The 25,672-nt window shown below is 70.3% G+C and carries 23 protein-coding genes and 3 pseudogenes; 8 read left to right on the plus strand and 18 right to left on the minus strand.

Features of this window, described 5'->3' with window-relative positions; translation table 11 throughout:
* Positions 1-275: 275 nt before the first annotated feature.
* The 6 genes and pseudogenes from ACFYZQ_RS07530 to ACFYZQ_RS07555 all read right to left on the minus strand — a co-directional run.
* Positions 276-1,709 carry a sugar porter family MFS transporter gene (locus tag ACFYZQ_RS07530; RefSeq protein WP_389142728.1) on the minus strand — a complete coding sequence of 478 codons (1,434 nt, stop codon included), beginning with the start codon at positions 1,707-1,709 and terminating at the stop codon, positions 276-278.
* Positions 1,710-1,718: 9 nt separating this feature from the next.
* Complete coding sequence (locus ACFYZQ_RS07535) at positions 1,719-1,979, minus strand: hypothetical protein (protein WP_389142731.1); 261 nt, start codon at positions 1,977-1,979, stop codon at positions 1,719-1,721.
* Positions 1,980-2,016: 37 nt separating this feature from the next.
* A pseudogene (locus ACFYZQ_RS07540) lies at positions 2,017-3,495 on the minus strand (glutamate--cysteine ligase).
* A gap of 280 nt (positions 3,496-3,775) precedes the next feature.
* A complete protein-coding gene (locus ACFYZQ_RS07545) occupies positions 3,776-5,353 on the minus strand; it encodes a CBM35 domain-containing protein (RefSeq protein WP_389142734.1) in 1,578 nt (525 codons plus the stop codon).
* A gap of 191 nt (positions 5,354-5,544) precedes the next feature.
* The gene (pip, locus tag ACFYZQ_RS07550) at positions 5,545-6,525 is read right to left on the minus strand and encodes a prolyl aminopeptidase (protein WP_389143238.1); all 981 of its coding nucleotides are present in this window, start codon (positions 6,523-6,525) and stop codon (positions 5,545-5,547) included.
* Between the two features lie 18 nt (positions 6,526-6,543).
* Positions 6,544-7,195, minus strand: a pseudogene (locus ACFYZQ_RS07555) (non-reducing end alpha-L-arabinofuranosidase family hydrolase); the annotation flags it as partial.
* A 57-nt stretch (positions 7,196-7,252) separates the two neighbouring features.
* Here ACFYZQ_RS07555 and ACFYZQ_RS07560 point away from each other — a divergent pair.
* Complete coding sequence (locus tag ACFYZQ_RS07560; protein WP_389142737.1) at positions 7,253-8,203, plus strand: hypothetical protein; 951 nt, start codon at positions 7,253-7,255, stop codon at positions 8,201-8,203.
* A 441-nt stretch (positions 8,204-8,644) separates the two neighbouring features.
* On the opposite strand, the gene ACFYZQ_RS07565 is transcribed toward ACFYZQ_RS07560, so the two are convergent.
* A complete protein-coding gene (locus tag ACFYZQ_RS07565; protein ID WP_389142739.1) occupies positions 8,645-10,177 on the minus strand; it encodes a CHAD domain-containing protein in 1,533 nt (510 codons plus the stop codon).
* Positions 10,178-10,232: 55 nt separating this feature from the next.
* Positions 10,233-10,631, minus strand: a complete 399-nt coding sequence (locus ACFYZQ_RS07570; protein ID WP_389142742.1) for a DUF4440 domain-containing protein — start codon at positions 10,629-10,631, stop codon at positions 10,233-10,235.
* Between the two features lie 101 nt (positions 10,632-10,732).
* Between ACFYZQ_RS07570 and ACFYZQ_RS07575 the strand changes: the two genes are divergently transcribed.
* The gene (locus ACFYZQ_RS07575) at positions 10,733-11,581 is read left to right on the plus strand and encodes an RNA polymerase sigma factor SigF (protein WP_389142745.1); all 849 of its coding nucleotides are present in this window, start codon (positions 10,733-10,735) and stop codon (positions 11,579-11,581) included.
* An 87-nt stretch (positions 11,582-11,668) separates the two neighbouring features.
* Here the strand turns inward: ACFYZQ_RS07575 and ACFYZQ_RS07580 are convergent, their stop codons facing one another.
* Positions 11,669-11,815, minus strand: a complete 147-nt coding sequence (locus ACFYZQ_RS07580) for a hypothetical protein (RefSeq protein ID WP_389142747.1) — start codon at positions 11,813-11,815, stop codon at positions 11,669-11,671.
* Between the two features lie 344 nt (positions 11,816-12,159).
* Here ACFYZQ_RS07580 and ACFYZQ_RS07585 point away from each other — a divergent pair, with 344 nt between their 5' ends.
* Complete coding sequence (locus ACFYZQ_RS07585; protein ID WP_389142750.1) at positions 12,160-13,032, plus strand: SGNH/GDSL hydrolase family protein; 873 nt, start codon at positions 12,160-12,162, stop codon at positions 13,030-13,032.
* A gap of 19 nt (positions 13,033-13,051) precedes the next feature.
* Here ACFYZQ_RS07585 and ACFYZQ_RS07590 read toward each other — a convergent pair whose 3' ends face one another.
* A complete protein-coding gene (locus ACFYZQ_RS07590; RefSeq protein WP_389142753.1) occupies positions 13,052-13,504 on the minus strand; it encodes an SRPBCC family protein in 453 nt (150 codons plus the stop codon).
* A 199-nt stretch (positions 13,505-13,703) separates the two neighbouring features.
* Here ACFYZQ_RS07590 and ACFYZQ_RS07595 point away from each other — a divergent pair, with 199 nt between their 5' ends.
* The gene (locus ACFYZQ_RS07595; RefSeq protein ID WP_388793265.1) at positions 13,704-13,874 is read left to right on the plus strand and encodes a hydrophobic protein; all 171 of its coding nucleotides are present in this window, start codon (positions 13,704-13,706) and stop codon (positions 13,872-13,874) included.
* A gap of 82 nt (positions 13,875-13,956) precedes the next feature.
* Here ACFYZQ_RS07595 and ACFYZQ_RS07600 read toward each other — a convergent pair whose 3' ends face one another.
* Entirely contained in the window at positions 13,957-14,748 is a 792-nt protein-coding gene (locus tag ACFYZQ_RS07600; protein WP_389142755.1) for a polysaccharide deacetylase family protein, read from the minus strand.
* A gap of 225 nt (positions 14,749-14,973) precedes the next feature.
* On the opposite strand from ACFYZQ_RS07600, the gene ACFYZQ_RS07605 reads away from it, so the two are divergent.
* On the plus strand, positions 14,974-15,768 hold the full coding sequence (locus ACFYZQ_RS07605; protein WP_389142758.1) for an SAM-dependent methyltransferase: 795 nt from the start codon (positions 14,974-14,976) through the stop codon (positions 15,766-15,768).
* A 91-nt stretch (positions 15,769-15,859) separates the two neighbouring features.
* On the opposite strand, the gene ACFYZQ_RS07610 is transcribed toward ACFYZQ_RS07605, so the two are convergent.
* From ACFYZQ_RS07610 to ACFYZQ_RS07635, 6 genes are all read right to left on the minus strand, one after another.
* A complete protein-coding gene (locus ACFYZQ_RS07610) occupies positions 15,860-17,464 on the minus strand; it encodes an MFS transporter (protein WP_389142760.1) in 1,605 nt (534 codons plus the stop codon).
* A 231-nt stretch (positions 17,465-17,695) separates the two neighbouring features.
* Positions 17,696-18,547 (minus strand): PaaX family transcriptional regulator C-terminal domain-containing protein, encoded by an 852-nt coding sequence (locus tag ACFYZQ_RS07615; protein ID WP_389142762.1) that lies wholly within the window; start codon positions 18,545-18,547, stop codon positions 17,696-17,698.
* Positions 18,548-18,560: 13 nt separating this feature from the next.
* Positions 18,561-19,187, minus strand: a complete 627-nt coding sequence (locus ACFYZQ_RS07620; RefSeq protein WP_389142765.1) for a flavin reductase family protein — start codon at positions 19,185-19,187, stop codon at positions 18,561-18,563.
* Positions 19,188-19,196: 9 nt separating this feature from the next.
* Positions 19,197-20,417 carry a PP2C family protein-serine/threonine phosphatase gene (locus ACFYZQ_RS07625; protein ID WP_389142768.1) on the minus strand — a complete coding sequence of 407 codons (1,221 nt, stop codon included), beginning with the start codon at positions 20,415-20,417 and terminating at the stop codon, positions 19,197-19,199.
* A 189-nt stretch (positions 20,418-20,606) separates the two neighbouring features.
* The gene (locus ACFYZQ_RS07630) at positions 20,607-22,220 is read right to left on the minus strand and encodes a cation acetate symporter (protein WP_389142770.1); all 1,614 of its coding nucleotides are present in this window, start codon (positions 22,218-22,220) and stop codon (positions 20,607-20,609) included.
* Positions 22,217-22,591: a DUF485 domain-containing protein gene (locus ACFYZQ_RS07635; protein WP_389142773.1), complete on the minus strand. Its 375-nt coding sequence runs from the start codon at positions 22,589-22,591 to the stop codon at positions 22,217-22,219. The genes ACFYZQ_RS07630 and ACFYZQ_RS07635 overlap by 4 nt, the downstream gene beginning before the upstream one ends.
* A 180-nt stretch (positions 22,592-22,771) precedes the next feature.
* Here ACFYZQ_RS07635 and ACFYZQ_RS07640 point away from each other — a divergent pair, with 180 nt between their 5' ends.
* The 3 genes and pseudogenes from ACFYZQ_RS07640 to ACFYZQ_RS07650 all read left to right on the plus strand — a co-directional run bounded on the left by ACFYZQ_RS07640 (position 22,772) and on the right by ACFYZQ_RS07650 (position 24,029).
* Positions 22,772-23,029: a DUF6400 family protein gene (locus tag ACFYZQ_RS07640; protein ID WP_389142776.1), complete on the plus strand. Its 258-nt coding sequence runs from the start codon at positions 22,772-22,774 to the stop codon at positions 23,027-23,029.
* A complete protein-coding gene (locus ACFYZQ_RS07645; protein WP_389142779.1) occupies positions 23,016-23,243 on the plus strand; it encodes a hypothetical protein in 228 nt (75 codons plus the stop codon). Before ACFYZQ_RS07640 ends, ACFYZQ_RS07645 begins: the two co-directional genes overlap by 14 nt.
* A 34-nt stretch (positions 23,244-23,277) precedes the next feature.
* Positions 23,278-24,029: pseudogene (locus ACFYZQ_RS07650) on the plus strand (YqjF family protein).
* A gap of 99 nt (positions 24,030-24,128) precedes the next feature.
* On the opposite strand, the gene ACFYZQ_RS07655 reads toward ACFYZQ_RS07650, so the two are convergent.
* A complete protein-coding gene (locus ACFYZQ_RS07655) occupies positions 24,129-25,517 on the minus strand; it encodes a glycoside hydrolase family 43 protein (protein WP_389142782.1) in 1,389 nt (462 codons plus the stop codon).
* Between the last annotated feature and the right edge of the window lie 155 nt (positions 25,518-25,672).

Genomic DNA, 25,672 nt, shown 5'->3' on the forward strand with positions numbered 1-25,672 from the left:
CTCCCAGGCGAAGACGCAGGACGCTGCCACGCCGTCGCATCGCAGTTCGCGCCGTCACGACCGGTGTCCAGGGCGGCCATGGCCGGCGCCGGTGGGCACGGCCGCCGCACCCGCACGGGCGGCGACCTCCACGGCGCGGATCCGGTCGATGTCGGTCACGGCGGTGACGGCGGCCCCGGGTGACGACCTCGGTCAGGCGCCGGATGTGGTCATGGCCGATCATTCCGGCGCCAAGACGCCCTACACGTACGGTCATGGTCGTTCCCTCCAGGGAATCAGGAGAAGCGCGCCCGGAGTTCGGCTTCGAGGGTTTCGAGGGTGCGGCCCTTGGTCTCGGGGACGTAGAGCTTGACGAAGATGAGGGAGACGATCCCCGCGACCACGAACAGGAAGAACGTGCCCGGGATCCCGATCCCGGAGACCAGGGACGGGAAGACCAGCCCGATCACGAAGTTGGTCAGCCACAGCACCACGGCCGCGACACCCATCCCGAACGCGCGCATCCGCATCGGGAAGATCTCCGACAGCATCAGCCAGGTCACCGGCGAGATGGCGCCCTGCTGGAACGCGAGGAACGTGACGGTCATGGCGAGCACCGCGTACGCCCGGCCGTCTCCCGAGTGCAGGGCCAGGGAGAAGACGCCGATGAACAACAGGGCGGCGGTCGTGCCGATCTGACCGGTCATCAGCATCGGGCGGCGGTTGACGCGGCTCAGCAGCCAGATGCCGGCGAAGGTGGCCAGCACCGAGATCACGCCGTTGGCGATGTTCGCCGTCAGCGCGCTGTCGGCGGCGAAGCCGGCGTCGGTGAGGATCTGGGTGCCGTAGTACATGATCGTGTTGACGCCGGTGATCTGCTGCACGATCGCGATGCCGAAGCCGACGAACATCAGCCTGCGGATCCACGGGGTGGACCTCATGTCCCGCCAGCCGCCGAGCCGCTCCCGCTCTCCCTCCACGGTGAGCGCGGAGACCGCCGCGAGTTCGGCCTCGGCACGGGTCTGGGACCGCACCTGCCGCAACACCTCCAGGGCTTCGTCGAAGCGGGTCCTGGAGGCCAGCCACCGCGGGCTCTCCGGCATGACCAGCATGCCGAACCACAGCACCAGGGCCGGAACGGTGGCGATCAACAGCATCCAGCGCCACACCCCACCGGACTCACCGCCAACCTGGGCGATGATCGCGTTGGAGGTGAAGGCCAGCAGCTGACCGCTGACGATCATCAGCTCGTTGCGGGTGACCAGCGCGCCGCGCCGCTCGGCGGGGGAGACCTCCGCGAGGTAGACCGGCACCGTGACCGAAGCGCCGCCGACGGCGAGGCCGAGCACGAAGCGTGCGACGACCATGACCGCGGTGGTCGGAGCGAGGGTGCAGCCCAGCGCGCCGATGAAGAACAGCACCGCCAGGGCGAGGATCGTACGGCGCCTGCCGCGGGCGTCGGAGAGCCGGCCGCCGGCGACCGCGCCGAGTGCGGCGCCCAGCAGGAGGGAGCTGGTGACCATGCCCTCGGTGACCGGGGTCAGTCCCAGGTCGTCGGTCATGTAGGGCAGGGCGCCGTTGATGACGCCGGTGTCGTAACCGAAGAGCAGCCCGCCGAAGGTGGCGATGATCGTGATGATCCGCAGCCGCCGGGAGACCGCCGCGGACGGGGTGTCCGCTGGGGTGGCGGGCGGAACGGGGGTCTGAGTCGCGTCGTCCCTGACGTCCAAGGCGGCCTCCTACTGGTTGGTGTTCGGACGTCGGGTACCCGACAGGCCGCAACGAGCCAGGTGCTCACGGGTGCGCACCGGGATGGGCAGCCGCACCTCGGGTGCGCACGAGTACAGGTCCTGCTCGACGATCACCAACAACTCGGCGTCGAGCCGCGCGAGTCGGCCACGGCATCGGCTGGGCCGGGCACGCCCGTCGAGGTTGTCGCAGCCGCCGTAAACCACGTGCCTGGTGTCCGGGCAGGGCGGCCCCCAGGCGATGTCGACCACGTTCCGACAAGGGCTTGGACCACGGGCATGCCGCTGTTCAGTCGACCGGCCAGGTGTGGGCAGGCGCGTTGAGATGCATGTAGTCGATGTACTGCCGGGTCATCCGCCGCAGGGCCTCGTGGCGGCCGGTGTGGGTGGCGGCGTCGATCTGGTGGAACATCTCCTTCTGCCAGACCGCCCCGTTGCGGCCGGTGACACACCGCTGCTCGATGATCCCGAGCAGCGGCTCCCGCCAGGCCTCGTCCATGCCGGAGTGCATCAGTCCCCGGTGCGCCAGCGGCAGCAGACGCCGCAGGACGAGTTCGGACGCCGGCACCTCGCCCATCCCGGGCCAGTACAGGCGGGCCTCGATGCCGTGCCGCGCCGCCGCGTGCAGGTTGTCCTCGGCGGCCGAGAACGACATCCGCGACCACACCGGCCGTTCCTCCTCCACCAGCGCGCGGGTGAGGCCGAAGTAGAAGGCGCCGTTGGCGAGGGTGTCGGCGACGGTCGGGCCGGCGGGCAGCACACGGTTCTCCACCCTCAGGTGCGGCTTGTCGTGGGCGACGGCGTAGACGGGGCGGTTCCAGCGGTAGATGGTGCCGTTGTGCAGGGTCAGCTCGGCCAGTTCGGGGATGTCGCCGCGGTCCAGCGTCTCGCCGGGGTCCTCCTCCTCGCACAGGGGCAGCAGTGCCGGGAAGTACCGCACGTTCTCCTAGAAGAGGTCGAAGACGCTGTTGATCCACCGCTCGCCGAACCAGACCCGGGGCCGTACCCCCTGCACCTTGATCTCCTGCGGACGGGTGTCGGTGGCCTGCTCGAACAGCGGGATGCGGGTCTCGTGCCACAGCTCCTTGCCGAACAGGAACGGTGCGTTGGCCGCGAGCGCCACCTGGATGCCGGCGATGGCCTGGGCCGCGTTCCAGTAGTCCGCGAACTCCTCCGGGGAGACCTGGAGGTGGAACTGGGTGCTGGTGCAGGCTGCCTCGGGGGTGATCGTGTCCGCGTAGGTCCGCAGCCGGTCGACGCCGTCCACCTCGATGAGCAGGTCCTCGCCCCGGGCCGCGAAGATCTGGTCGTTGAGCAGCCGGTAACGCGGGTTCTCCGACAGGGCGGCCTCGCCCATGTCCTCGTGCCTGAGGGTGGGAAGAATGCCGATCATGATCAGCTGGGTGCCGACCGACCGGGCGCGTTGCTCCGCGTGGTTCAGCGCGGCGCGGATCTCGGACTCCCAGGCGTCGGGTCCGCCCGCCGTCAGCCGACGGGGCGGGATGTTGATCTCCAGATTGAACCGGCCCAGTTCCGTGGCCCAGGCGGGATCCGCGATCGCCTCGAGCACGTCGACGTTACGCATCGCCGGTTCCGCCCGGTCGTCGACCAGGTTCAGCTCGATCTCCAGGCCCACCTGGGGCCGCTCGGACTCGAACCGTGACTCGCGCAGCATCTGCGCGAACGCGTCGAGGCACTCCTGCATCTTGGCCCGGTACCGGCGGCGGTCCTCGCGGGTGAAGACCAGCGCCGGGACGTCGCGTCCCATCGGCCCTCCCGGCTGTTCCCCCTCGGACACCTCTCCACCCAGCGTCGCACCAGCGGGCGCCCCGGACCAGCGGGCCGTGCGGCAAGCCGACGGCACCAACGGGTCCCTCAGGGTCTGTCCCGCGGCCGACGCCGGGCGACCCGGACCGGCACCGGGCTCGGCGCCGGCCACCAGGGTGCGACGGATCTGGCCTGGCTCGCCGGCTGTGGATGCACGACATCCACGCCATGGATCTCTTCCGGGCGGCCCGCCCGGTTCCCTCGGACGGACCGCCCGCGGGCTACGGTGTGACCGGAGTACCGCCGAAGGTCACCACCAGGTGGCCGTCCGCGGCGAAGGACCAGCCGAGGGAACCGCTGTAGGAGGAGCACCGGGACCCGTTCGAGCCGGTCCAGAACTGGTTCGAACCGTCGGCGTCACCGATTGTCTTGTCGTTGGACCCGCTGACACCGAACCGGCACGAGGTGTTGTTCCGGAACACCGAAGTGCCCGCGTCGAACGAGAAGTTGCGCTGGGCGTTGTCGATGCCCACGTTGTTCGAGACGCTCATCCTCCCCGGGTTGCTGTTGTAGGTGAACCCGTGATGGCCGTTGTGGTAGGCGATGCTGTGCTGGACGACGTGGTCGACCGCGATGTCGTCGCCGCCGAGCTTGTATCCGTTGCGGTCGCCGTTCTTGTTCACGGTGCCGTCGGAGAGGGTGCCGTTGTTGTAGGAGAGGGAGTACTCGATCGTCACCGGGCCGATCGCACCCGTGTCCTTCTTGGTGTAGAGGTCCCAGCCGTCGTCGATGTTGTTGTGGGAGACGTCGTAGCGGAAGACGTTCCCTGTGCCGGTGGTGAGCTTGGCCGCGAAGCCGTCGGCGTCCTCGCCGTCGGAGTCGGCGTTGTCATGGGACTCGGAGCTCAGGATCAGGTTGTGGGACGGCCACTGGCTGCTCGGAGTGGTGGAGGCGATCCGGCCGAGCTGCAGTCCCGTGTCGCGGTTGTACGCCGTCACCGTGCGCTCGATGACGTTGTCGCTGCCGCCGACGTATATCCCGTTGTCACCGGCGTGCTCGACGGTGATGCCGTAGACGTGCCAGTACGAGGCCATCAGCTGGAGCCCGCGGTTGGCAGGACTCTCGCTCTGGGCCGAGAAGTTCAGTACCGGGGTCTCGCCAGGGTAGGCGGACAGGGTGGTGCGGGCGCCGGAGGTGCCGTCGGTGCCGGCCGGGACGGTGACCGTCGAGGAGTAGTTGTACGTGCCGCCGCGCAGGTAGATCGTCCCACCGGGCGCGACCCGGCTGATCGCCGAGGTGAGTGTGGTCGGCGCGGACTGCGTCCCGGCCGCGCCGTCGGTGCCGTTCGGCGCCACGTACAGCGCGCCGCTCGTCGGCGGGGTCGTGCTGCCGCTCGTCTCCACGTCGAGGTAGTCGATGTTGGGCAGGCCGCCCGAGGCCGTCGGGTTCAGGCGGATGGTGTTGCTGCCCGCTTTCAGTGACACGGTCAGTGTCTTGGTGGCCCAGGTCGACCAGGCACCCGTGGCCTCGAAGGACGGGCTCCGCACGGTGGATCCGTTGACGACGAGGTCGGCCGGGCGCGCGGCGGTGCCGCCGTTGGCGAAGCGCACGTTCAGGGTCGCCGTGCCCGCGGTGGCGGCGTTCACGGTGAACTGCGCATAGGCGCCGGCCGCGTTGGTTCCGTTGCAGAATCCGCTGCCGGAGTATCCGGCCCAGTCGGAGTCGACGGTGCCGGTGCAGACGGACGGGGAGCTCTCGGCCTCGTAACGCGCGGAGGCGGCCTGCGCGGTGGTGCCGGACAGCGCTGCGAGTGTGCCGGCCAGCAGGCCGACGGACGCCATCATTGGTCTGAGGTGCATCGTTCGTCTCCAGGTTGTGTGCGGCAACATGGGTCTGTTCGAGTGCGTGAACGCGTCTGCGGCCGAGTGACCCGTCACTCCGGGCAGAAAGCGCTTTCTGGAGACCGTATGGAGGTGTCATGCGTGCGTCAATAGACGTGCACATGATTTGGGTTCAAGATGATGAACATGAGGCCGGGGCGGCGTGTGGCTTACCGACCGGGGGCCGGCCGTCGGCGGGCGTACCGGTCCGTCGCCGCCACCAGGGCTTCCACCACCCCTGGTGCGCCCATCGTGTGCCCGACCTCGTCCACCACGACCAACTCGCTGCCGGGCCAGGCGTGATGGAGGCGCCACGCGGTGCCGAGCAGGTTGCCGAAGTCGAGGCTGCCCTGGACCAGGGTGGCGGGGACGCCCCCGAGGAGGTGGGCGTCCCTGAGGACCACCCCTTCGTGGTTGCCCGCGCCGAGGAAGTGGTCGTTGCCCCAGTAGTGGGTGACGGTCCGCGCGAAGCCCGTGCGGAACACGGGGTCCTCGAAGCGCGCCACCGAGCGCGGCGGCGCCGGGATCGTCGCCGTCTCCCAGTCCGTCCAGGCCCGCGCCGCGCGTGCCCGCACCGCCGGGTCGGGGGACTCGATCAGCCGGTTGTACGCGGCCGCGAGGTTGCCGTCGCGTTCCCCCTCGGGCAACTCGGCCAGGAACCTCTCGAAGGCCTCGGGAAAGATCCGGCCGAGCCCGCGGGTCAGCAGGGCGACTTCGGCGTTCGATCCGGTGGCGACCGCCGCGAGGACCAGTTCGGACACGGCCCACGGATGCGTCTGCGCGTACCGCAACCCGAGTACGGACCCCCATGACACGCCCCACACCAGCCACCGCTCGATTCCCAGGTGCCGGCGGAGCAGCTCCAGGTCGACGAGGAGATGAGCCGTCGTGTTGACGCTCATGTCGGTGTCGTACGCGCCGGCATGGGGAGTGGACCGCCCGCAGCCGCGCTGGTCGAGGAGCACGATGCGGTAGGCCGCCGGGTCGCAGTACCGCCTGAACCCCGCGTCGCACCCGGAGCCTGGGCCGCCGTGCAGCATGAGCGCGGGCTTGCCGTGCGGGTTCCCGCAGACCTCCCAGTGGACGCGGTTGCCGTCACCGACGTCGAGCATGCCGCTGTCGTACGGCTCGATCTCCGGGTAGAGGCCCACGGGAACCCTCATGGTGTGTCAGCAGCTGGAGTTGGTCTGGGTGAGCAGGCCCAGCCGCCACGGCAGGCTGTTGTAGTCGCCGCTCGCGTTCGGATTCAGGCCCTGGTACAGGTACTGCAGCCTGCAGGCGTTGATCGTCAGCGTCTGATCATAGCCCGCGCGGATCATCTCGCCATGGCTGATGTCCTTGGTCCAGGCACCGGGGGGAGGAGGTCACGTTGCTCCCCCGGGCGAACGGATTGCTCTTGGTGGCGGCCAGCGGCGTCCACGAGCCGGCGAGGCTGCCGGACGTCCAGGAGCGGAAGTGGCGCCGTCCGTCGGAGCCGATGGCCTCGATGAGCATCAGGTACTGGTTGGCGCCCTGCACCTTGTAGACGTTGCTCGCCTCGAACAGGGCGTTCTCGCTGGCGTCCTGGGCGGCGATGACGGTGTTCCCGAAGCCGTTCGGGAACTGGCCGCCGGTCGTCCGCGAGCGGTGGAGACGCCCGTTGTCGTCGGAGGAGAACAGGAAGCAGTTGGCGCTGTCGCGGATCACCCACATGTCGACCCAGTAGTCGTTGCCGATGTGCTGCTTGATGACGTCCGGCATCGAGGAGTGGAAGTTCCGCGGCGCACTCCAGCCGTTCGGGTTGCCGATGTCGGGGTTGGTGGAGTACGAGGCCGCTCGTGTCGTCCCGCACGGCCTCCTGACTTTCCGTTACCATCGGGCCGTGACCAGGGGCCCGGCGTGCCGACGGAGGGCGAACCGGCCGTGATCGACCGCGAACGCCTCATCAGAACACTGACGTTCTGGCTGCGCCCAGCCTTCCTTCTGCGCGTGGTCTACCGCTTCCAGAGGATCGTCGGGTTCGATCGTTCGATGGCCCTGGCCTCCAGCGCCCTGACCGCCCTGATCCCGCTCGGGATCCTCGTCGGCGCCGTCTTCGGCGGCGCTCTGGGCCACGACATCGCGGACGGGATCATCGCGTGGTACGGCCTCACCGGTGACGGCGCCGAAGCGGTCCGGGACCTGTTCTCCCCCACCGGGGGCGAGTCGCAGAGCATCGGCGCCGTCGGGGGCGTGTTCCTGGTGATCTCCGCTCTCAGCTTCGCGCGCGCGGCACAGCGGCTGTTCGAGCAGGCCTGGGAACTCACTCCGCTCGGTGTGCGCAACACGCGGAACGGCCTGTGGTGGCTCCTGTCCGTCAGCGGCTACATGGCGGTCAGCGGATGGATCTACGCGGCCCTGTCCGGCCGGCGGCTCGGCCTGGCGGCCTCGGTGTGCGAGGTGCCGGTGACCGCCGGCTTCCTCGTCTGGAGCGGCTGGCTCCTTTCGGCGAAGCGGATCGGCGGCAGGGCCCTGCTGTCCTTCGCCGCCGTCGCGGCGGTGCTGATCGCCGTGTATTCGCTGGGGGCTTCGGTCTACCTGCCGCGCCTCTTCAACACCTACGCCGCGCGGTACGGAACCGTCGGCGCCGTCTTCGCCATGATCTCGGCGCTCTTCGGGGCCATGCTCGTCATCGTGGCGTCGGCGGCGGTGGGACGCGAGGTCCGAGACGAGCTCGTCCGCATCCGCCAGGGTCTCAGACCGTCGCAGAACGAGATCCGCCGGGAGTGGGACAACGTGGTCGAGCAGACCCGGTCACGCTGGCACAACGCACGCGAACAGCTTCCCCGCCCTCGCCCCAGACACCAGTGACCCCGGCCGCCCGATTGCCTCGGGCCACTGCTGTGCCGCCTTGCCCGGGACGCGTTCGAGGCTCGCCTTCGTGCGGGGTTGGTGGTCCAGGCCCGGGTGACAGCCGGTCGGCCCGGTGCTTGGCGTGAACGCGTTCGTGGGCCGACTGCGGCTCCGGCATCGGTGCTCCGGCCCTCAGGGTTCGCGGCCGGTCACTGCTCTGCCGTGCATGGGACGCTCTCGGGGCCGGCGTCCGGTCCGGGGCCGGTGACCTGGGCTTCGGGTCGCGTTCGGGGCCGCTGCGTCTGGGGCGGGAACACGTTCGAGGGCGCACCCGGGCCGGGACCGGCGGCCCCGGCCCCGGGGGCCGTCTTCGGCCGGCGCAGTGCCTTGCGCGGGCGCGTTTGCGAGGCCCGGGTCGCCTCAGGCACCCCGTGGCCCCGGCTCCCGGGGCGGGGCCGGTCAGCGCAGCGCCTTGCGCAGGCGCGCTTTCGAGGCCCGGCGCCAGATCTCCGGCAGTTCCTGCTCCCGCGCACGCGCTGTGGCCCGCTCCTGACCGTGCAGCAGTCCCCAGGTGAAACCGGGCTCGCCTGCCGCGTGTGCCGCGACGGCCAGCCGGCGCAGCGCGTCACGGGCCACGGCGCTGTCGTGGTGATCTCCGCACACCTGCTGCACGGCCTTGACGCGCTTGCCGAGACGCCGGGCCGGTTTGCCGAGGGCGGGGCGGGCCGTCTCGGCGGCGTAACGCAACCGCTTCGCCGCCTTGCGGGCCTGGTGCACGGCGGCGTCGCGGTCCGGCCCCGCAGGGAGCGCCAGGGCGCGGTCCATCCGTTGCCGCAGTCGCTCGAACTCCTTCAGAAGCGCTTTGGCCATCTCCTTCTTCGGCTTGCGGGCGGCCTTGGCGCGCAGTGGTGGACGGTCGCTCAGCTCGCTGAGCCGGTCCAGCAGCGCCAGGTAACGTGCCGAGGCCAGTGCGTCGAGGGTCCGGCGGCGGGCCGTGTCCCCTCCCGCCACGTCCCAGGCCCGCAGCCGCGCGGCCACCGGGCCGAGCACGAGCTCGTCGGGCAGCTCCCGCACGCCCGTGTCCAGGCGGTCGGCCAGCACCTCGTGGTCGCGCTCCGCACCCAGCTCACCGGCCAGCCACCGCAGCTCTCCGCGGAGCGGGTCGACCGCCTCGCGCTCCAGAACGGAGCGGTGGACGCGCAGGACGCCGCGCAGCCGGCGGCACGCGACGCGCATCCGGTGCACCGAGTCGGGCGTGCCGCGACGCACCGCCGGGTCGAGCTCCACCAGCGCCCGGACCTGCGCACTCAGATACGCGGACACGTGTTCGCCGACCGAACCGCGGACGGCCTCAGTGCGCGGCTCCGGATCGGCGTACCCGGCCGGTGCCGTCTCGGCCAGTGCGCGGGCCAGCTTGGACGGCACGGACGCACGGTCCACGCCGTTCTTGCGCAGCACCTCCTCCACGTCGTCCAGCAGCGCGGGGTCGCCGCCCTCGGCGAGCTCCACCTCCATCTCCGTCCACACGGCGTGCCCACCTCCCTCGAGGAGGGAGTCGGCACGGACGGTGTCCATGCAGATCTCGGCCAGCACGCCGCCCTCGGCGTCCGCGAGCTCGCGCACGGAACGGGTGGTGCGGATCCGTACCACCGGCCGCAGCGGCGCCCCGCGCGTACGGGACAGCACCAGCTCGCGCAGTTCCCCCGGCAGCTCGTCGGCCGGCGGACAGTGGATCTCCTCGCGGCTGTCGCCGGCCAGGGGCAGTTTGAGATGCCAGCCGGCGTCCGTGCCGCCCGTCCTGTGCCGCAGTGTCGCCGAGCTGCGGGCAAGCCGCAGGTCGGCGGTGTCGTGGTAGACGGCGTCCAGGTCCTGGATCCCGCGGTCGATCAGCGACGCGGCGCTGTTCACACCGGCCAGGGCGGACAGCCACGACATGTCGTCCGCAGCCGGTGCCGCGTACTTGCGTTCGATCTCTCGTGTCGACTGGCCCATACTGTCCACGTTGACGCGATCGACCACGTCAAACCCGAGGACCGGACCCGAGGGCTCACGGATGGTCGTACCAGGCGACCGCCGAGATCCGCCAGCCCACCGACGTGCGGACGAACTGGAGGGTCTTGGTCCCCCCACCCTCGAACGCCGCACCGGCCAGCCGTCCGGACTTGCGGTACGTACTGAACCGCGAGGCGACGTCGCCCGCGATCCTCGTCTCCTCGGACGTCTCCCACTCGCGGAACTCGACCAGACGGCCATCGGCCAGCAGGCGCCGACGAGGCTCGATGAACTCGTCGACGGTGTACACCGCGAATTCCGGGCCGGTCTTGACGATCACGCCCGTCGGCAGCATCAGCCGGCGTATCCGGGCCACGTCGGCCGCCCGGCCGCCCCGGTTGTCGAAGGCGGCGAAGAAGTCGGCGGTCACCAGGTCGATCTCGGTCTTGGACATGGCGCGACTCTAAATGCTGGGGCATATCCGGTGCGGGTCCGGGTAGCCGCGGCTCATTGGCAGTACGAACAGACGTCGGACACTTCGGCATGGGGAGGGGCATGATGACGGCCGCGGCGGTCAGGAACACCGGTCGGCAGACAGTGGTCGAGGTGCCGGAGGTCGCCGATCCGTCGGCCGTGGCGCCGAAGGACGCCCGTGAGCTCTCCCGACTCTTCTTCGACCGGCTGGCGGTCCTCGAGGAGGGCACGCCCGAGTACCAGCACGCGCGCAACACGCTGATCGAGATGAACATGTCCCTGGTCCGCTACGCGGCCGGCCGGTTCCGCAGCCGCGGCCCGGAGGAGATGGAGGACATCGTCCAGGTCGGCATGATCGGACTGATCAAGGCGATCGACCGGTTCAAGCTGTCCCGCGAGGTGGAGTTCACCTCCTTCGCCGTGCCCTACATCGTCGGCGAGATCAAGCGGTTCTTCCGCGACACCTCCTGGGCCGTGCACGTGCCCCGGCGGCTGCAGGAGGCCCGCGTCCAACTGGCGCGCGCCACCGAGGAACTGCGCAGCCGCATGGGCCGTACGCCCACCGCCAAGGAGCTGGCGGAGCTGATGAGCCTCACGGAGGACGAGGTGATCGAGGCCCGGCTGGCCTCGAACGGGTACAGCGCCTCCTCCCTGGACGCTGCGATCAACAGCAGCGAGGACGGCGAGAGCGTGCTGGCCGACTTCATCGGCGTGGAGGACGCGACGCTGGGGCTCGTGGAGGACTTCAACTCGCTGGCTCCCCTCATCGCCGCACTGAGCGAGCGCGAGCGGCAGATCCTGCACTGGCGCTTCGTCGAGGAGCTGACCCAGGCCGAGATCGGCGCCCGCCTCGGCTGCTCCCAGATGCATGTCTCCCGCCTGCTCTCCCGCACGTTGACCCGACTGCGCGAGGGGCTGCTCGCGCAGTAGGTTCTCCATCCAGGCGCAGGGCCGGTCTCCGGGGGAGTTCTCCCGCCGGAGACCGGCCCGTTCGTCTTCCGCCTCCAGTGGCCTGCGTCAGCCACGGCCCCGCAGTTTGCCCAGCAGCCGCTGGGCCTGGGCCCGTCGCCGGGGGTCGGCCGCCGCACGGCGTACCTGCTCGGCCGTCCGCCGCCCCTGGGGGCTCCTGGCGAATTCCTTGATGCGCTCCACCACGCCCGGCATGACTTCTCCTTCTCGTACTGCTTCTCGTGCTGTTGACTTTGCCTTTCCGTGAACCTCGATTACCCCGCGAAAGGGCGCGTAGCCCCGTCACTCATCACATGCGGGATCGAAGAAGTGCCGTCGGCAACGTTGACGCGGTGTCCAACCGGCCGCACATTACTAATCGGTAGGACCGTGCGCTCACCTCGCGCACCGTTCTCCGCGGTCGTCGGCGTGCGCGCTCCGTGCCCACGGCGCGGCCGTCGGCACTTTCGCTGCTCGAACCGCTGAACTCTCGCCACCAGCACGCTCGTCGGGCACCGCCGTGCCCGCACCAGCCGCGTCCGCTTCCGAGAAGAGAGCACATGTCGATGCATGCCCTCCGTAATGTCATGACCGCGACAATGGCGGCCGTGGGTGCCGTCGCACTCAGCCTCGCGGGCCCTGCCGCACACGCAGCCGCACCCCTGCAGTACGCCGCCCTCGGCGACAGCTACAGCGCCGGCTCCGGCGTCCTGCCGGTGGACCTCACCAACCTGCTGTGCCTGCGCTCCACGGCAAACTACCCGCACGTCATCGCCACCCGGACCGGCGCCGCCCTGACGGACGTCAGCTGCGGCGCCGCGCAGACCAAGGACTTCACCGGGGCCCAGTACCCCGGAGTACCGCCGCAGCTCGACCCCGTCGGACCGGACACCGACCTGGTGACAATGACGATCGGCGGAAACGACAACGGCACCTTCATCAACGCCGTGCTCGCCTGCGGTTCGGCGGGGGTTCTCAGCGGCGGACAGGGCAGCCCCTGCAAGGACCAGCACGGCAGCTCGTTCGACGAGCAGATCGACAAGGACACCTACCCCGCACTGCGGACCACACTGCGCAGCGTCCGGGCGAAGGCGCCGAACGCCCGTGTGGCGGTACTGGGTTACCCGTGGATCGTGCCCGCCGACGCCGATCCGTCGTGCTACGCCAAGCTGCCGGTCGCCTCCGGCGACGTGCCCTACCTGCGCGGAATCCAGGCGCACCTCAACGCCGTCGTCGAGCGAGCGGCCGAGGAGAGCGGCGCCACCTTCGTGGACTTCTCCCGGGCGTCCGAAGGCCACGACGCCTGCAAGCCCATCGGCACCCGGTGGATCGAACCGCTCCTGTTCGGCACCAACATCGTCCCCGTCCACCCCAACGCCCTCGGCGAGTCGAGGATGGCTCAGCAGGCCCTGAGCACCCTCGGACTCGGCTGACTCCGGTGGTCCCTCGGGGTCAGACCTCTCCGCGCCACGCGCCGGTCTCCAAGCCGCCGCGCTCTTCGATGAACCCCTTGAACCGCTTGAGATCGCCGGTGACCTGCCGCTTGACGAAGCCGAGCTTGTCACCGACGGTCTCGGCCACTCCCTCGGGGGCCACCTCCATCTGCAGCATGACCTTGGTGCGGTCCTCGCCCAGCCGGTGGAAGGTGACCACGCCGGCCTGCCTGGCCTCGCCGCTCACGGTGGTCCAGGCGACGCGTTCGTCGGGGATCTGCTCCGTGATCTCCGCGTCGAACTCCCGCTGCACACCGCCGACCTTGGTGACCCAGTGGGTCAGCGTGTCGCTGCGCTGCTCGATGCGCTCCACACCGTCCATGAATTCGGGGAAGGTCTCGAACTGGGTCCACTGGTTGTAAGCGGTGCGGACCGGGACGTCGACCTCGATGGACTCTTCGACCTGGGACACGATGGTGTTCCTCCTTCGACTGTCGGGGACCGATCGGGTTCCTGGCTGCACGCCGGATATGCCTGCCGATCGAGACGGGTATTCCGTCACGCCGTGAAGGAACTCCACCCGGTGCCCGCGGAATCGGTGAAGAAACCCGGTAAATCGACTGTGTGTTCACCCAATTGCCGGGCACCAGGAGCGGCGGAGGTTGATAAACATGGTTCCCCTGCTTCTCGTTCTGCTGCTGGCTCTGATCCTCTTCGGTGCGGGTTTCGCACTGAAGGCACTGTGGTGGATCGCAGTGGTCGTGCTGGTCGTCTGGCTGCTCGGCTTCGTCGTCCGCACCGCGGACACCGGCGGCCGCAAGGGCCGCTGGTACCGATGGTGACCCTGCGCTTCAGCGCGTCCCGACCGTGGGCCCCGGAAACGTCCGGGGCCCACGGTCTGTCGTGTGACGGCCGGTCAGCCGGTCAGCGCACGGGAAAGCCGAAGGTATGGCCCTGCCGCATCAGCCAGGGCAGGATCTCGCGCAGCGCGGCGACGGTCTGGGAGCGGTCGCCGCCCGCGTCGTGGAACAGCAGCGTCGGACCGTTGGACATCTCGTTCTCGACGGTGGTGACGATCGCGGCCGTGCCGGGGCGTTCGAAGTCCTTGGAGTCGACGTTCCAGCCCAGCGGCCGCATGCCGTGCGAGGCGGCGAGGTTGCGGCTGTAGGGAGTGAAAGCGCCGCCGGGGGCCCGGTAGTACATCGGCCGGACACCACCGGAGGCCTTGGTGATCATGCGTTCGGCAGCCAGGATCTCCTGCGACTGGTAGGCCTCGGACTTGGTGTCCATGGTGGTGTCGTGGGACACCGTGTGGTCGCACAGCCGATGACCGGCCGCAACCACCGCCCTGACCAGATCGGGGTGCGCCCGGGCCTGTGTGCCCACCATGCAGAACGTGGCCTTCACACCGTTGTCTTCGAGAACCCGCAGGACCTGCGGAGTCCACGTCGGGTCCGGGCCGTCGTCGATGGTGATGTTCACGCCGTGTGCGCCGCGGTCCGAGGCATGGGCGATGTCCACGGACACCCGCGCCGCCACGCTGCCCCGGGATTCAGCGTGCGTCGATCCGTGATGCGACACGCCCGCCCGCGGCTCCCGCGCGCCGACCGACCCGGCCTGCGCGGTCCACGCGGAGGTGGCGGCGGCCAGCGCCGTCACACCGACCGCCGCCGCGAACACCCGACCGTGCCATCCCCGTGCGCCACGCCGTCCCATGTCGTACCCGTCCTCGCCATCCGCGTTCTCCTGTGCACCCGTCAGACGGAGGAAACGCACCGAGGGATGCGCCTGTTGCCAACCACGGACAATTCCGGGCGCCTTCGGCTGCACGTCGACCGACCGTACCGCGAACTGCCCACGGCCGCAGACAAGTTGATGTGGGAAACTGCCAGGACCCGTCAGCGGTCAGGACCGTGGTGGGTCCGCCGAGAGGAGCGCAGTGTGACACAGGACGGCTTGAGTGCCGAGATCGACACCAGCAGGCCGCACCCCGCACGGATCTACGACTACCTGCTGGGCGGCAAGGACAACTACGAGGTGGACCGCAGGGCGGGCGACGAACTCGCCGCCGCGGCCCCCGAGGCGCGCAGCGGCGTGCGCGCCAACCGCGCCTTCCTGCGCCGCGCCGTCCGGTACGTGGTGGGCAGCGGCGTGCGCCAGATCCTCGACGTCGGCACCGGGCTGCCCACCTCACCGAACGTCCACGAGACAGCCCAGGAGGTGGCCCCCGACGTACGCGTGGCGTACGTGGACAACGACCCGATCGTGAGCGCGCACGCCAACGCGCTGCTCAGCCGCTCCGGCACGACCAGCGTCGTTCTCGCCGATCTGCGCGACCCGCAGCGAATCGTGGACCATCCCGGCATCCGCCAGGTCATCGACTTCGACGAGCCGGTCGCCCTGCTCCTCGTCGCCGTCCTCCACTTCCTCACCGACGAGGAGAAGCCGGAGCAGGTCGTCGCCACCCTGCGCGAGGCACTGCCGGCCGGCAGCTTCCTGGTGCTCTCGCACGCCACGGGCGACTTCGCCGACCGCAGCGGAGCCCAGGCCGTCTACAGCAACGCCACCGCCACCCTGAACCTGCGGACCCGCACCGAGGTCGAGCGCCTCTTCGACGGGTTCGAACTGGTCGAGCCCGGTCTCGCCCAGGTTCCGTTCTGGCGCCCCGACACACCGCCGCCGGCCCGGTCCGGCGAGATCGGCTTCTACGGCGGCGTGGCTCGCAAGAGCCGCTGAACCACATGACCGCGTTCCCGGGAGGGGCTCGCCCTGGGAACGCGGTCATGTCCGGTGCCGGGTCGCGTCGGCCGCCCCGGCGCGGCCGTCCTCAGACCCCCGCGGGCCGCTCCTGAGCGGCGATGCCGGCCGCGGCCTGTTCGTCGCCCTTGCCCCGCAGGGCGATCAGGGACAGAAGGCAGCAGGCCAGGGCGGCGATGCCGCAGACCACGTAACCGATCGCGTAGCCGTTGCCGAGGGCGTCCAGGGCGATGGGGGACGCGCCCCCGGGAGGGGAGGCCGGGGGAACCGAGTTGACCGCGAGCGGTCCGCCTTCGGCCGCGACCTGGCCGGCGGCCGCCTTGACCTGGGAGCTCAGGCCGGAGGCGGCCAGCTTCTGGTGGAACTCGTCGGCCGCGCGGCTCAGGGCGATCGCCCCGATGACGGCGGGGCCGAGCGTGAAGCCGAAGTCACGCAGCAGGCTCGTGGAGGCGCTGGCCATGCCGGCGTAGTGGACGGGGACCGTGTTGACGGCGGTCACGGTGATCGAGGAGACGGTGAGCGCGAAGCCGATGCCGACCAGGCCGAGGGGGAGGACGAGTGAGGTCAGGGCGCGGTCGTCGACCGGCATCGTGGCGGCGATGAAGTCACCGGCGGCCATCAGCGCGAGACCGGAGCCGAGTACCCAGCGCGCGCTGACCCGCTCCAGCAGCCGGGCGGTCACCGGCAGCAGCACGAATGTCCAGGCGTTGAGGAGGACGAAGGCGAAGGAGCCGCGCAGCGGGCTCTGGTGCTGGATGGGGCCGAGCCTGATGCTGGTCGCGTAGGCGGTGCCGAGGTAGCTGAACATGCCGACCACGGCCACGAACGAGGCCACCGCGAAGGCACGGTTGGTGAACAGGTCGAGGCGCAGCAGCGGCGCGTCGGAGCGCAGCTCGGCCACGATGAACAAACTGATGAAGACGGCGGCGACGGCATACGCGATGACCACCGGGGTCGCGGTCCAGCCGTCCGACGGCCCCTGGATCACCGCGTACAGCAGGGCGAACAGGCCGACACCGATGGTCACCTGTCCCGCGAGGTCGAGGGACCGGCCTTCCGGGGCGCTGGAGTTCTCCGCGAGGAACTGGCTGAGCAGGGTGCTGACGGCAGCGAGCCCGGCCACCACGATGAAGGCCCAGCGCCAGGAGCCGTAGTTCCCGGTCACTCCGCCCAGGACGGGGGCGACGATACCGCCGCCGGACAGGCACGCGGCCCAGATCGCGATCGTACGGGCCCGGTCACGGGCGGTGTGGGTGCCCGCCGCGATGACCGCGAGCGACGTGGGGATCAGCGCGGCCGCGCCGAGTCCGGCGATCGCCTGGCCCACCCAGAGCATGTGGATGCCGTTGCTGGCCGCGGCCAGGGCCTCGCCGACGACCAGCAGTGCTCCTCCTCCGACCAGCAGGTGCTTGCGTCCGAAGAGGTCGCCGAGGACGCCGAAGGTCAGCTCCAGGACGGTGACGGGCAGCAGGAACGCGTCCGATATCCAGGTGAGCTGGGAGCCGACCGGGTGCAGGTCCTCCTGGAAGAGCCCGTTGAGGGTGGCCGGCATGGCGAGGGCGATCTGGGCGAGCAGGACGGCGAAGCAGCCGGCCACGAGGGTGCCGATGGGCAGGCCACCCGATGCCGGCCGGACGGAGGCGGAGTCGACTTGGGTGCGCGTTTCAGTGGACACGTGGGCTCCCCTTTGAGCGGCGGAGATGCGGGGTGTGCGCGACATGCGCGAGAGCTGTGGGGATGGCTGGGCCGAGAACGCGATGAATGTAGGGCAGTTTTTCGACCACGGTCAATAGAATGCCCAATGTCGATCGTCATGTGCGGTCGATGCGGTCGATGCGGTCGGTGCACGGGCATGCCGAAGCGGACCCGCGCCGGAACTCGGCCGCGGGCCCGGGTGCCGTCCGGCTCACTCCGGCGTGGCGCCGGGGGTGATCATGTCCAGGGTGCCGGCCGCCTGCCGCCGGGCCGGTTCCTCGTAACGTCGCGCCAGCGTCCGGAACAAGTGCTCCGCTCGTCCCGCCGGCCAGTCCACGGGCAGGTGCTCGGCGGGCAGGTGCGGGTCCTGGCGTACCTGCTCCAGCCAGTCCGTGTGCAGCAACAACTGCCGAACGAGCGCGCCCGTGTCGTCGGCGCCGTCCGGTACCTCGGCGTCCGTGCCCCACCGGGTGAGGAACTCCTCGTAACCCTTGGCGATGGCCTCGACGTCGAACGCCGTCAGAAGCACGGTCCGTGCCTCGGTCGGGGCCCCGGCCACGGCCCCCCGGAACACCCGCAGATAGGGGTCCAGGCCGAGGCCCGCCACCACCTCGGGCACGTCCACCGTTCCCGGCGCCACCCAGAGACCGTTCTGCAGCGGGCCGAACCCGTTCCACACCAGCCGGGAGCGCAGATCGTGCCGCTCACTGCGCCAGGCCTCGGGCAGCGAGAAACCCACCAGGGTCCAGGTGCCGTCCCAGGTCCGGTTGACCGCCCCCGTCCGCCAGATCCGGTCGTGCCCTTCCCGCAGCACACCGACGGCTCGTGGAGTCAGACCGAAGTACGTCTTGCGGCCCCGCCGATGCCGCTCCAGCAGGCCGCGTTTGACCATCCGGGTGAGCGTGGACCGTACGGCCTCCTCGGTGATCCCGGCCTGCGCGAAGACGTCGATCAGGCTGCTTGACGACAGGGCGATGTCCCGGCCGAGGACGTGGATGCCGAAGAAACTGAGCATCAGCGACTGCGGCCTGGGAGCGCTGCCTGCCTGATCGGAGCTGGTCACGGGCCAAGACTAGTCAGCGTGACGACCGCATCCGGTCGGGGGACCAGTCCCGGTGGGGGATGCGCGCCAGTTCGCGGATCTCCCCGACCGTGGCCCACTCGTTCCCGCCCAGCCGGGCCAGGGGGCGCAGCAGCTCGATGTCCGGGCGGCCGTCCACCAGTACGGTGTCACTCACTGCGGCGTGCACGACCCGGCCGAACACCACCGTCGAGTTGCCCAGCCCGAGAGTCGCGTGCAGCGTGCACTCGAGCACCACCGGGGACGCGGCCACCCGGGGCGGCCTCACCCGCAGCGACGGCTCCTGCTCGATGCCCACGGCGTCGAACTCGCCCTCGTCGGCGGGAAAGTCCGTCGCGGTGGCGTTGATCTGCTCGAAGAGCGGCTCGGGAGCGAAGTTGACCACGAACTCACCGGTCGCCTCCACGTTGCGCAGCGAGTCCTTGCGCCCGACGGAGGTGAACTGGACGACCGGCGGATCGGTGGAGGCGACGGTGAAGAACGAGTGGGGCGCCAGGTTGGCCGTCCGGCCGTCCGCCGTGAGGGTCGAGACCCAGGCGATCGGCCGGGGCACGACCACCGCCGTGAGCAGACGGTAGAACGAACCAGGGTCCATGGAATCCGGGGAGTGGTCGACGCGCATGACAGCACGTTATCCGTTGCCTCCGCAGAACTCTCCGGCGGGAGGCGCGGGCTGTGCGGGCGCCACGGCCGGCTCGTCGGGAAGCAGTCGGGCGGTGAGTGCCGCGATGTCGTCCTGCAGGCGGTCCTGGCTGTGGACGAGCAGGTCGTGGTGGAGCCGCTGCAGGAGTTCACGGGGTGGCAGCGGGCCCCAGGAGTGGAGCCGCTCGAGCAGGGGGTAGAACGAGCCGGCCGGGTCGCGGGTCTCCGTGACGCCGTCCGTGTACAGCAGGAGCTGGTCGCCGGGGCGGAACGGGTAGGTGTCGACCTGGTACGGGTCCGGGACGAGCATGCCCAGGTTCAGGGGTGGAGCGGACCGTCCCCGGTCCAGTTCCCGTACCTCGCCGGTGCGGATGAGCAGTGGGGGCGGGTGGCCGCAGTTGACGACGCGGACCTGGTTGCCGTCGGCGGGGATCTCGGCGAAGACGGCGGTGACGAACCGCTCGTCCTTCTCGCTCCCGGCGAGCTGTGCCGCCCTGCGGGTCATGCTCGTCTCCACGTGGTCCGCCAGCGAGGGCAGGTCGGGTTCGTCATGGGCCGCCTCGCGGAAGGCGCCCAGCAGGGCGGCCGCGGTCTCGACGGCGAGCAGACCCTTGCCGCGGACGTCGCCGATGAGGAGCCGGACGCCGTGGGCGGTGGGGAGGGCCTCGTAGAGGTCCCCGCCGATCCGCGCCTCCGCGGTGGCGGAGAGGTAGAGGCTGTCCAGCAGCAGGTCGCCGATCCGGTGCGGAACGGGCCTGAGCAGCACGCGCTGGGCGATGTCGGCCACGAAGCGCACGTCGGCGAGCGTGCGCTCCCGGCGGGTGCGGTGCACGGCGAGGATGGTGCCGAGGCTGCCCACCAGGGCGGTGCACACATAGGCGGCCACGTAGTGGCGGTCCCACAGGTAGCCGACGGAGCGGCCCGCACAGCACGGGGTGCCGGCCAGTACGGCTTCGAAGAGGACGGCGAACACCGTGGTGCCGGCGACGGCCACGGGCCCGTGGGCGAAGGCGGTCACCAGGGGCAGGGCGATGAGGACGAAGCTCACCGGCCAGTCGACGGGCGTGACCGGTTCGAGCAGCAGAACGGCGACGACGTACAGGACCGGAAGCCAGCGCATCCACGCCGGGGGAGCGGGCGGCCGGGTCCGCGCCGTGCTGCCCGCCGGTGACTCGAAGCGGTCCGCGCGGGAGCCACGACCGTGCCTCACCCCGCGCTCCCGCGTGCGCGCCCGCCCGGGTCGGCGGGCGGACGACATGCCTGACGGCTCGGCTCATGCGGCCTGCGCACAAGGGACTCCTGGCAGGACGATCTCGACAAGAGGTCCAGCCTGCCGTGCCGGGTCCCGGCGCACCGCGGATTGCTCCACTGGGCGGCATGGCGAAGCGCCCGCTCGGCGCTACTGCCGGAGTCTGCGCCGCGGACCGGCGAGGATCAGCGGTTCGACGGCCTCGTACCGGGCGCGTGCCTCCTGCCGGGCGCGCCGCCCCGGCAGCATCGTGCCGAGCCAGCCGAACGCGAAACCGAGCGGAATGGACACCAGGCCCGTGGTGGTGAACGGGAACCAGTTGAAGTCGGCGTCGGGGAACGCCGCCGTGGGGGAGCCGGAGACCAGGTTGGTGCCCGGCATCAGGACCAGTACCGCCGTCGAGCCGCCGATCAGGGTGCACAGCAGGCCGGTGCGGGTGAAGCGGCGCCAGAACAGGCTGTAGACCAGCGCCGGTGCGATGGCGGAGGCCGCCAGGCAGAACGAGAGGGTCGCCAGCGGTTGCAGGCTGCGGTGCTGGACGAGTGCGGCGAGCAGGATCACCGGAGCTCCGACCGCGACCGCCGACACCCGCGCGACGGTCGACTCGGCGACCGGGGTCATGCCCGAGCGACGGGACGCGATGACGTCGTGCGCCAGGGAGTTGGCGCAGGAGAGCGTCATGCTGGCGACCGAGGCGAGCAGGGTGAGGAAGATGGCGGTGGTGACCGCGGTGAACAGCAGGGTCTCCGGACGGGACACGTGCTCGCCGAACACCGCCCGCGACGCCAGCAGGTAGGCCGTGTTGCCCCTGGGGTCCTGGGCCGCGATCCCGGCGCGGCCCACCAACGCGGTCGCCCCCACCCCGATCACCGTGATGACGAGGACGAACAGGGCCACGGACGACACCGCCCAGGACATCGACCGCCGTACCTGGCGCGCGCTGTCGGCGGTGTACATGCGCATGGTGACATGGGGGAGGCAGGCGCCGCCCAGCACGATGGCGAACTGGGTGCTCACCATGTCCAGCCGGGGGTGCGGACCACCGGCGAACTGCAGACCGCTGCGCAGGAAGGCCCCGCCCGCCCCGCTCCGCTCGGCGGCCGCGCCGAACAGGGACGAGGGTCTGAAGTCGAAGGTGCGCAGCACGAGTACGGCGATGACGACACCGGATCCCAGCAGCGCCACCATCTTCAGGATGTGCAGCAGCGCCGTGCCCCGCATACCGCCGATCGCCGCGTACACGATCATCAACGCACCCGCTCCGACGATGCAGCCGGTCTTCAGGGGCGTGCTGGAGAAACCCAGGATGAACGCCAGCAACTGTCCGGTGCTGGCCAGCTGTACCAGCATCATCGGCACCAGTGAGGCGATGGTGACGAGACAGGCGACGACCCGTACCGGCCGTCCCGGCATGCGCCGGGCCAGCGCGTCCCCCATGGTGAACCGGCCCGTGTTGCGCAGCGGTTCGGCCAGCAGGAACATCAGGACCAGAAGCGACAGCAGCGTGCTGACGGCGAGCACGACGCCGTCGTAGCCGCACAGCGCGATGACCCCGCCGATGGTCAGCACGGTCGCCGCGGAGATGTAGTCGCCCGCGATCGCGAGCCCGTTGCGCAAGGGGGACAGCGACCGGTAACCGGTGTAGAACTCGTCCAGGTCGTCCTGGTCCGGGCCGGTGAGCACGCACAGCAGCAGTGTCACGGTGACGGCGGCGCAGAAGGCGACCAGCGACCACGCCTCGGCGGTCCTGCCGAAGCCGGTCACGGGAGCCGCTCCCGCCCGGCCCCGGCGGCCCACGGGGCGTGCCGGGTGACCCGGAAGGCCATGGGGTCCACGTAGCGCCGCGCGGTGCGTTCGTACAGCAGCACGGCGAGCCAGGTGACGGGGACGTGGGAGAGCGCCAGGACGAGGCCGGCCGGCAGTCCGCCGAGGAGCGGGCGGGCCATGAGGCCGGGGCAGCCGGCGGACAGGACCAGGAAGGCCGTGAAATAACCGAGTGCCAGCAGGGTGGTCACCCGGCGCTGTAATCGATACCTGCGTCGCAGCCGCCGAAGGTCGCCGTGGTGCGGCTGGGCATGGGCATCGGCGTGGGGCATCCGGAACTCCAGGTGGGGGAGCGGCTCGGGTCCTCGCACGCTATTCGTCCCTGCGTACGACTAGGAGTCTTTTTCCTGAAGTGCCTGGTAGAAGGCGTGTAATACGGGATTCCCCTTGTTTCCTTTGTGTCCCAGGAGGCTTTCGTGCCACGCGAGGCGCCTGTGACTTCCCCCACCTGCTCTTGCCGGGAGCAGGGAAGGCTTCCTACGTTCGGTCGCATGTCCTCCGTAGACCGACCCGGTACCCCCGCACCGGTCGAATTCGCCGTCGACCTGAGCGCGCACGAGATGCTCCGGCGCACCCATGTCATGTCCGCCCTCGGCACCGACTGGGATCCCGCGGCGGCGCTGCGCGGTGAGGAGGAAGCGTACGAGCTGCTGTACTCCGGCCTGAGCGAGGAGCAGCAGCGCCTGTACGACGAACTGGTGTCGGCCGGCGTGCTCCCGGCGCGAGGGGGCGGCCATGCTGCCACTTGATCCGCAGGCCGACATCGGGCGGCGGGCCTGGGTGGACTGCCCGAACTGCGACGACTGGCACGGGTGCGCCGCGTGCGAGCAGGGGCGTACCTGTTCCGCGCACTGGCGCTACCTGCTGTCGAACACCGGCAGCCTGCTCCATCTGCAGTGCCCGTCGTGCACCCACATCTGGTCCCACGAGACCTACTTCGGCGCCACCCGCTCCGACGGGTAGCCGTCGCCGCCGACGCCTCTGCCATCCTGGCACCGTGCAGCAGCCGACCCCCATCACTCCGGACGCCCCAGCGGTCGTACGAGCCCCGCTCCTCACCCAGCAGTGGCTCGACCTGTGCTTCGTCCACTGGGCCGTCGCACCGGAAGCCGTGGACGGGCTCCTGCCCGGTGGAACCGTGCCCGACGTGTGCGACGGGGTGACGTACATGGGACTCGTCGCTTTCCGGATGCACAGGGTCGGATGGCTGGGTTTGCCCGGCGTGCCGTACCTCGGCTCCTTCCCGGAGACCAATGTGCGCCTGTACTCGGTCGACGCGCACGGCCGGCGCGGTGTCGTCTTCCGGTCGATGGACGCTTCACGGCTGATCCCCGTGGTGATGGGGCGGATCGGCTTCCGGCTGCCTTATCTCTGGTCCCGGATGAGGGTCCGCACCGCCGGTGACACCGTGACCTACACGAGCTCCCGCCGGTGGCCCGGCCCGCGCGGCGCTCACAGCCGCGTCACCGTGCGCAGGGGCGAACGGATCGCGCGGCCCACGGAGCTGGAGCACTTCCTCACCGCCCGGTGGGGCATGCACAACTCGTTCTTCGGCGGAGCGTCCTATCTGCCCAACCACCCCCCCGCTGGCCCCTGTACCGCGCCGAGCTGCTCGCCTGCGAGGAGAACCTGCTCGCGGCCGCGGGCCTGCCCACACCTCATGAGGCGCCGGTCAGCGTGCTGTACTCCCCGGGCGTCCCGGTCCGCCTGGGCGGCCCGCTCCGCCCGGCAGGTATCCCTACCCCTTGAGCGGGGGGAGCACCACCACGCGACTCCTTTTCGCCGGTATCCGCCGCATGGGTTCCTGTCCTGGGCGCCCGGCCCCCTGCCCGAGCCCGTGGATGCCGGTCAGTATCCGACGCGGAAGGTCGCGTCCTGCTTCTCGGTGGCCGTCGCGACCGGGTCGATGCGCAGGACGTAGTCGTGGTGGCGGATGTAGCGGGTCGGGTTGTTGTAGGAGCGGAAGGACGACCAGCTCGCGTCGGCCAGGCCCGCCGTCCGGTGGAACGTGGCGTCCGCCGCGAACGTCGACGTGCCGTCGTTCACGTCGAGTCGCAGCTGGTAGTCGTAGTGCCGCAGATAGCGGGTCGGGTAGTTGACCGACTGGAAGGAGACCCCGTTGCTGTCGGCCAGGCCGGGGACGAGCTTCCACTGGGAGTCGGTCGGCGGGTCGAGGGGGTACTCGTCGACGCGGCCCACGAAGTCGGAGTGGCGGACGTAACGCGCCGGGTAGTTGTACGACTTGAGCCTGTTCCAGGTCGGGGCGCCCCACTTGGCGATCAGGTTGTCGTACTGCGTCGCGCTGATGGTGGTGATGCCGCAGTGCTTCGAGTTGAGCGGCTGGGTGTAGGTCTTCTGGTCGAGGGCGGTCCAGGTGCCGGAGGCGAGGTCCGCGGTCTGCCACGCGTAGAAGACGCCGTTGGGCGTGTAGGTGTCGCCCCACAGGTACCAGGTGCTGGACGTCAGGGACTTGACCAGGGTCGGAGCCTCGGTGCCGCCATGAGCGACACCGGTGGTGAACTCGGTGAAGCTGCCCGGGTTCAGCGAGGTCGACCGGGCGCCGACGAGCGTCTGGTTCTTCTTGAAGTACAGATAGTTGACGCCGTTCACGCCCACGGCCATGTCGCCGTCGATCACGTCGTAGCCCGGATCGAAGAAGACCCGCGGGGCCGACGCCGTGACGAAGTCGGTGGTGTAGTTGACCATGATGACGTTGTGACCGCTGTCGTCGACGGCCGAGTAGATGACCGCGTACTGACCGCGGCCCGCGTCCCAGAACGCCTCGGGTGCCCAGCAGTGGGTGTTCATGTCGTGCAGCTTCAGCCGGTGGTAGCCGGTGAAGGTGCGCAGGTCGGTGGAGAACCAGACATGGATGTACTGGCTGACGTAGCTCCAGTCGGTGCCCTTGAGGTCGGTGGCCAGGACGACGAAGGTGCCGTCCTGCCTGCGCAGGATGAACGGGTCGCGCAGCCCGAGCGCGCCCTCGGTCGGGGTGACCACGGGGTTGTTCTGGTTCAGCGGTGTCCAGTTGAGCGAGTCGGTGCTGACGGCCAGGTGGAGGCCGTAGTCGCTGCCCTCACCCAGCGAGGTCGACTCGGTGAAGTAGCACATCACGTACGCCGAGTCGGCGGCGCGGGCGGTGCCGGCGCCCAGGGTCAGTGCACCGGTCACGGCCAGCGGAGCGGCGGCGGCCATGCCGAGGACGTGTCGGCGGGTGGGGTGGGGGCGGGGAGTCATGCGGGCTCCAATGGACGAGATTCCGAACGGAGTTCGGTGGACCGATCAGAAAGTAGGGGGTGGCCATGTTCGCGTCAATCACCTCATCGGACTTTGTGATTCCTGTGTGGCGGGTGGGTCGTTGCACCGTCGGCGCAGGGCAGTGGCTGTTTCGG

The organism is Streptomyces sp. NPDC001843 (assembly GCF_042891955.1).
Classification (GTDB): Bacteria; Actinomycetota; Actinomycetes; order Streptomycetales; family Streptomycetaceae; genus Streptomyces.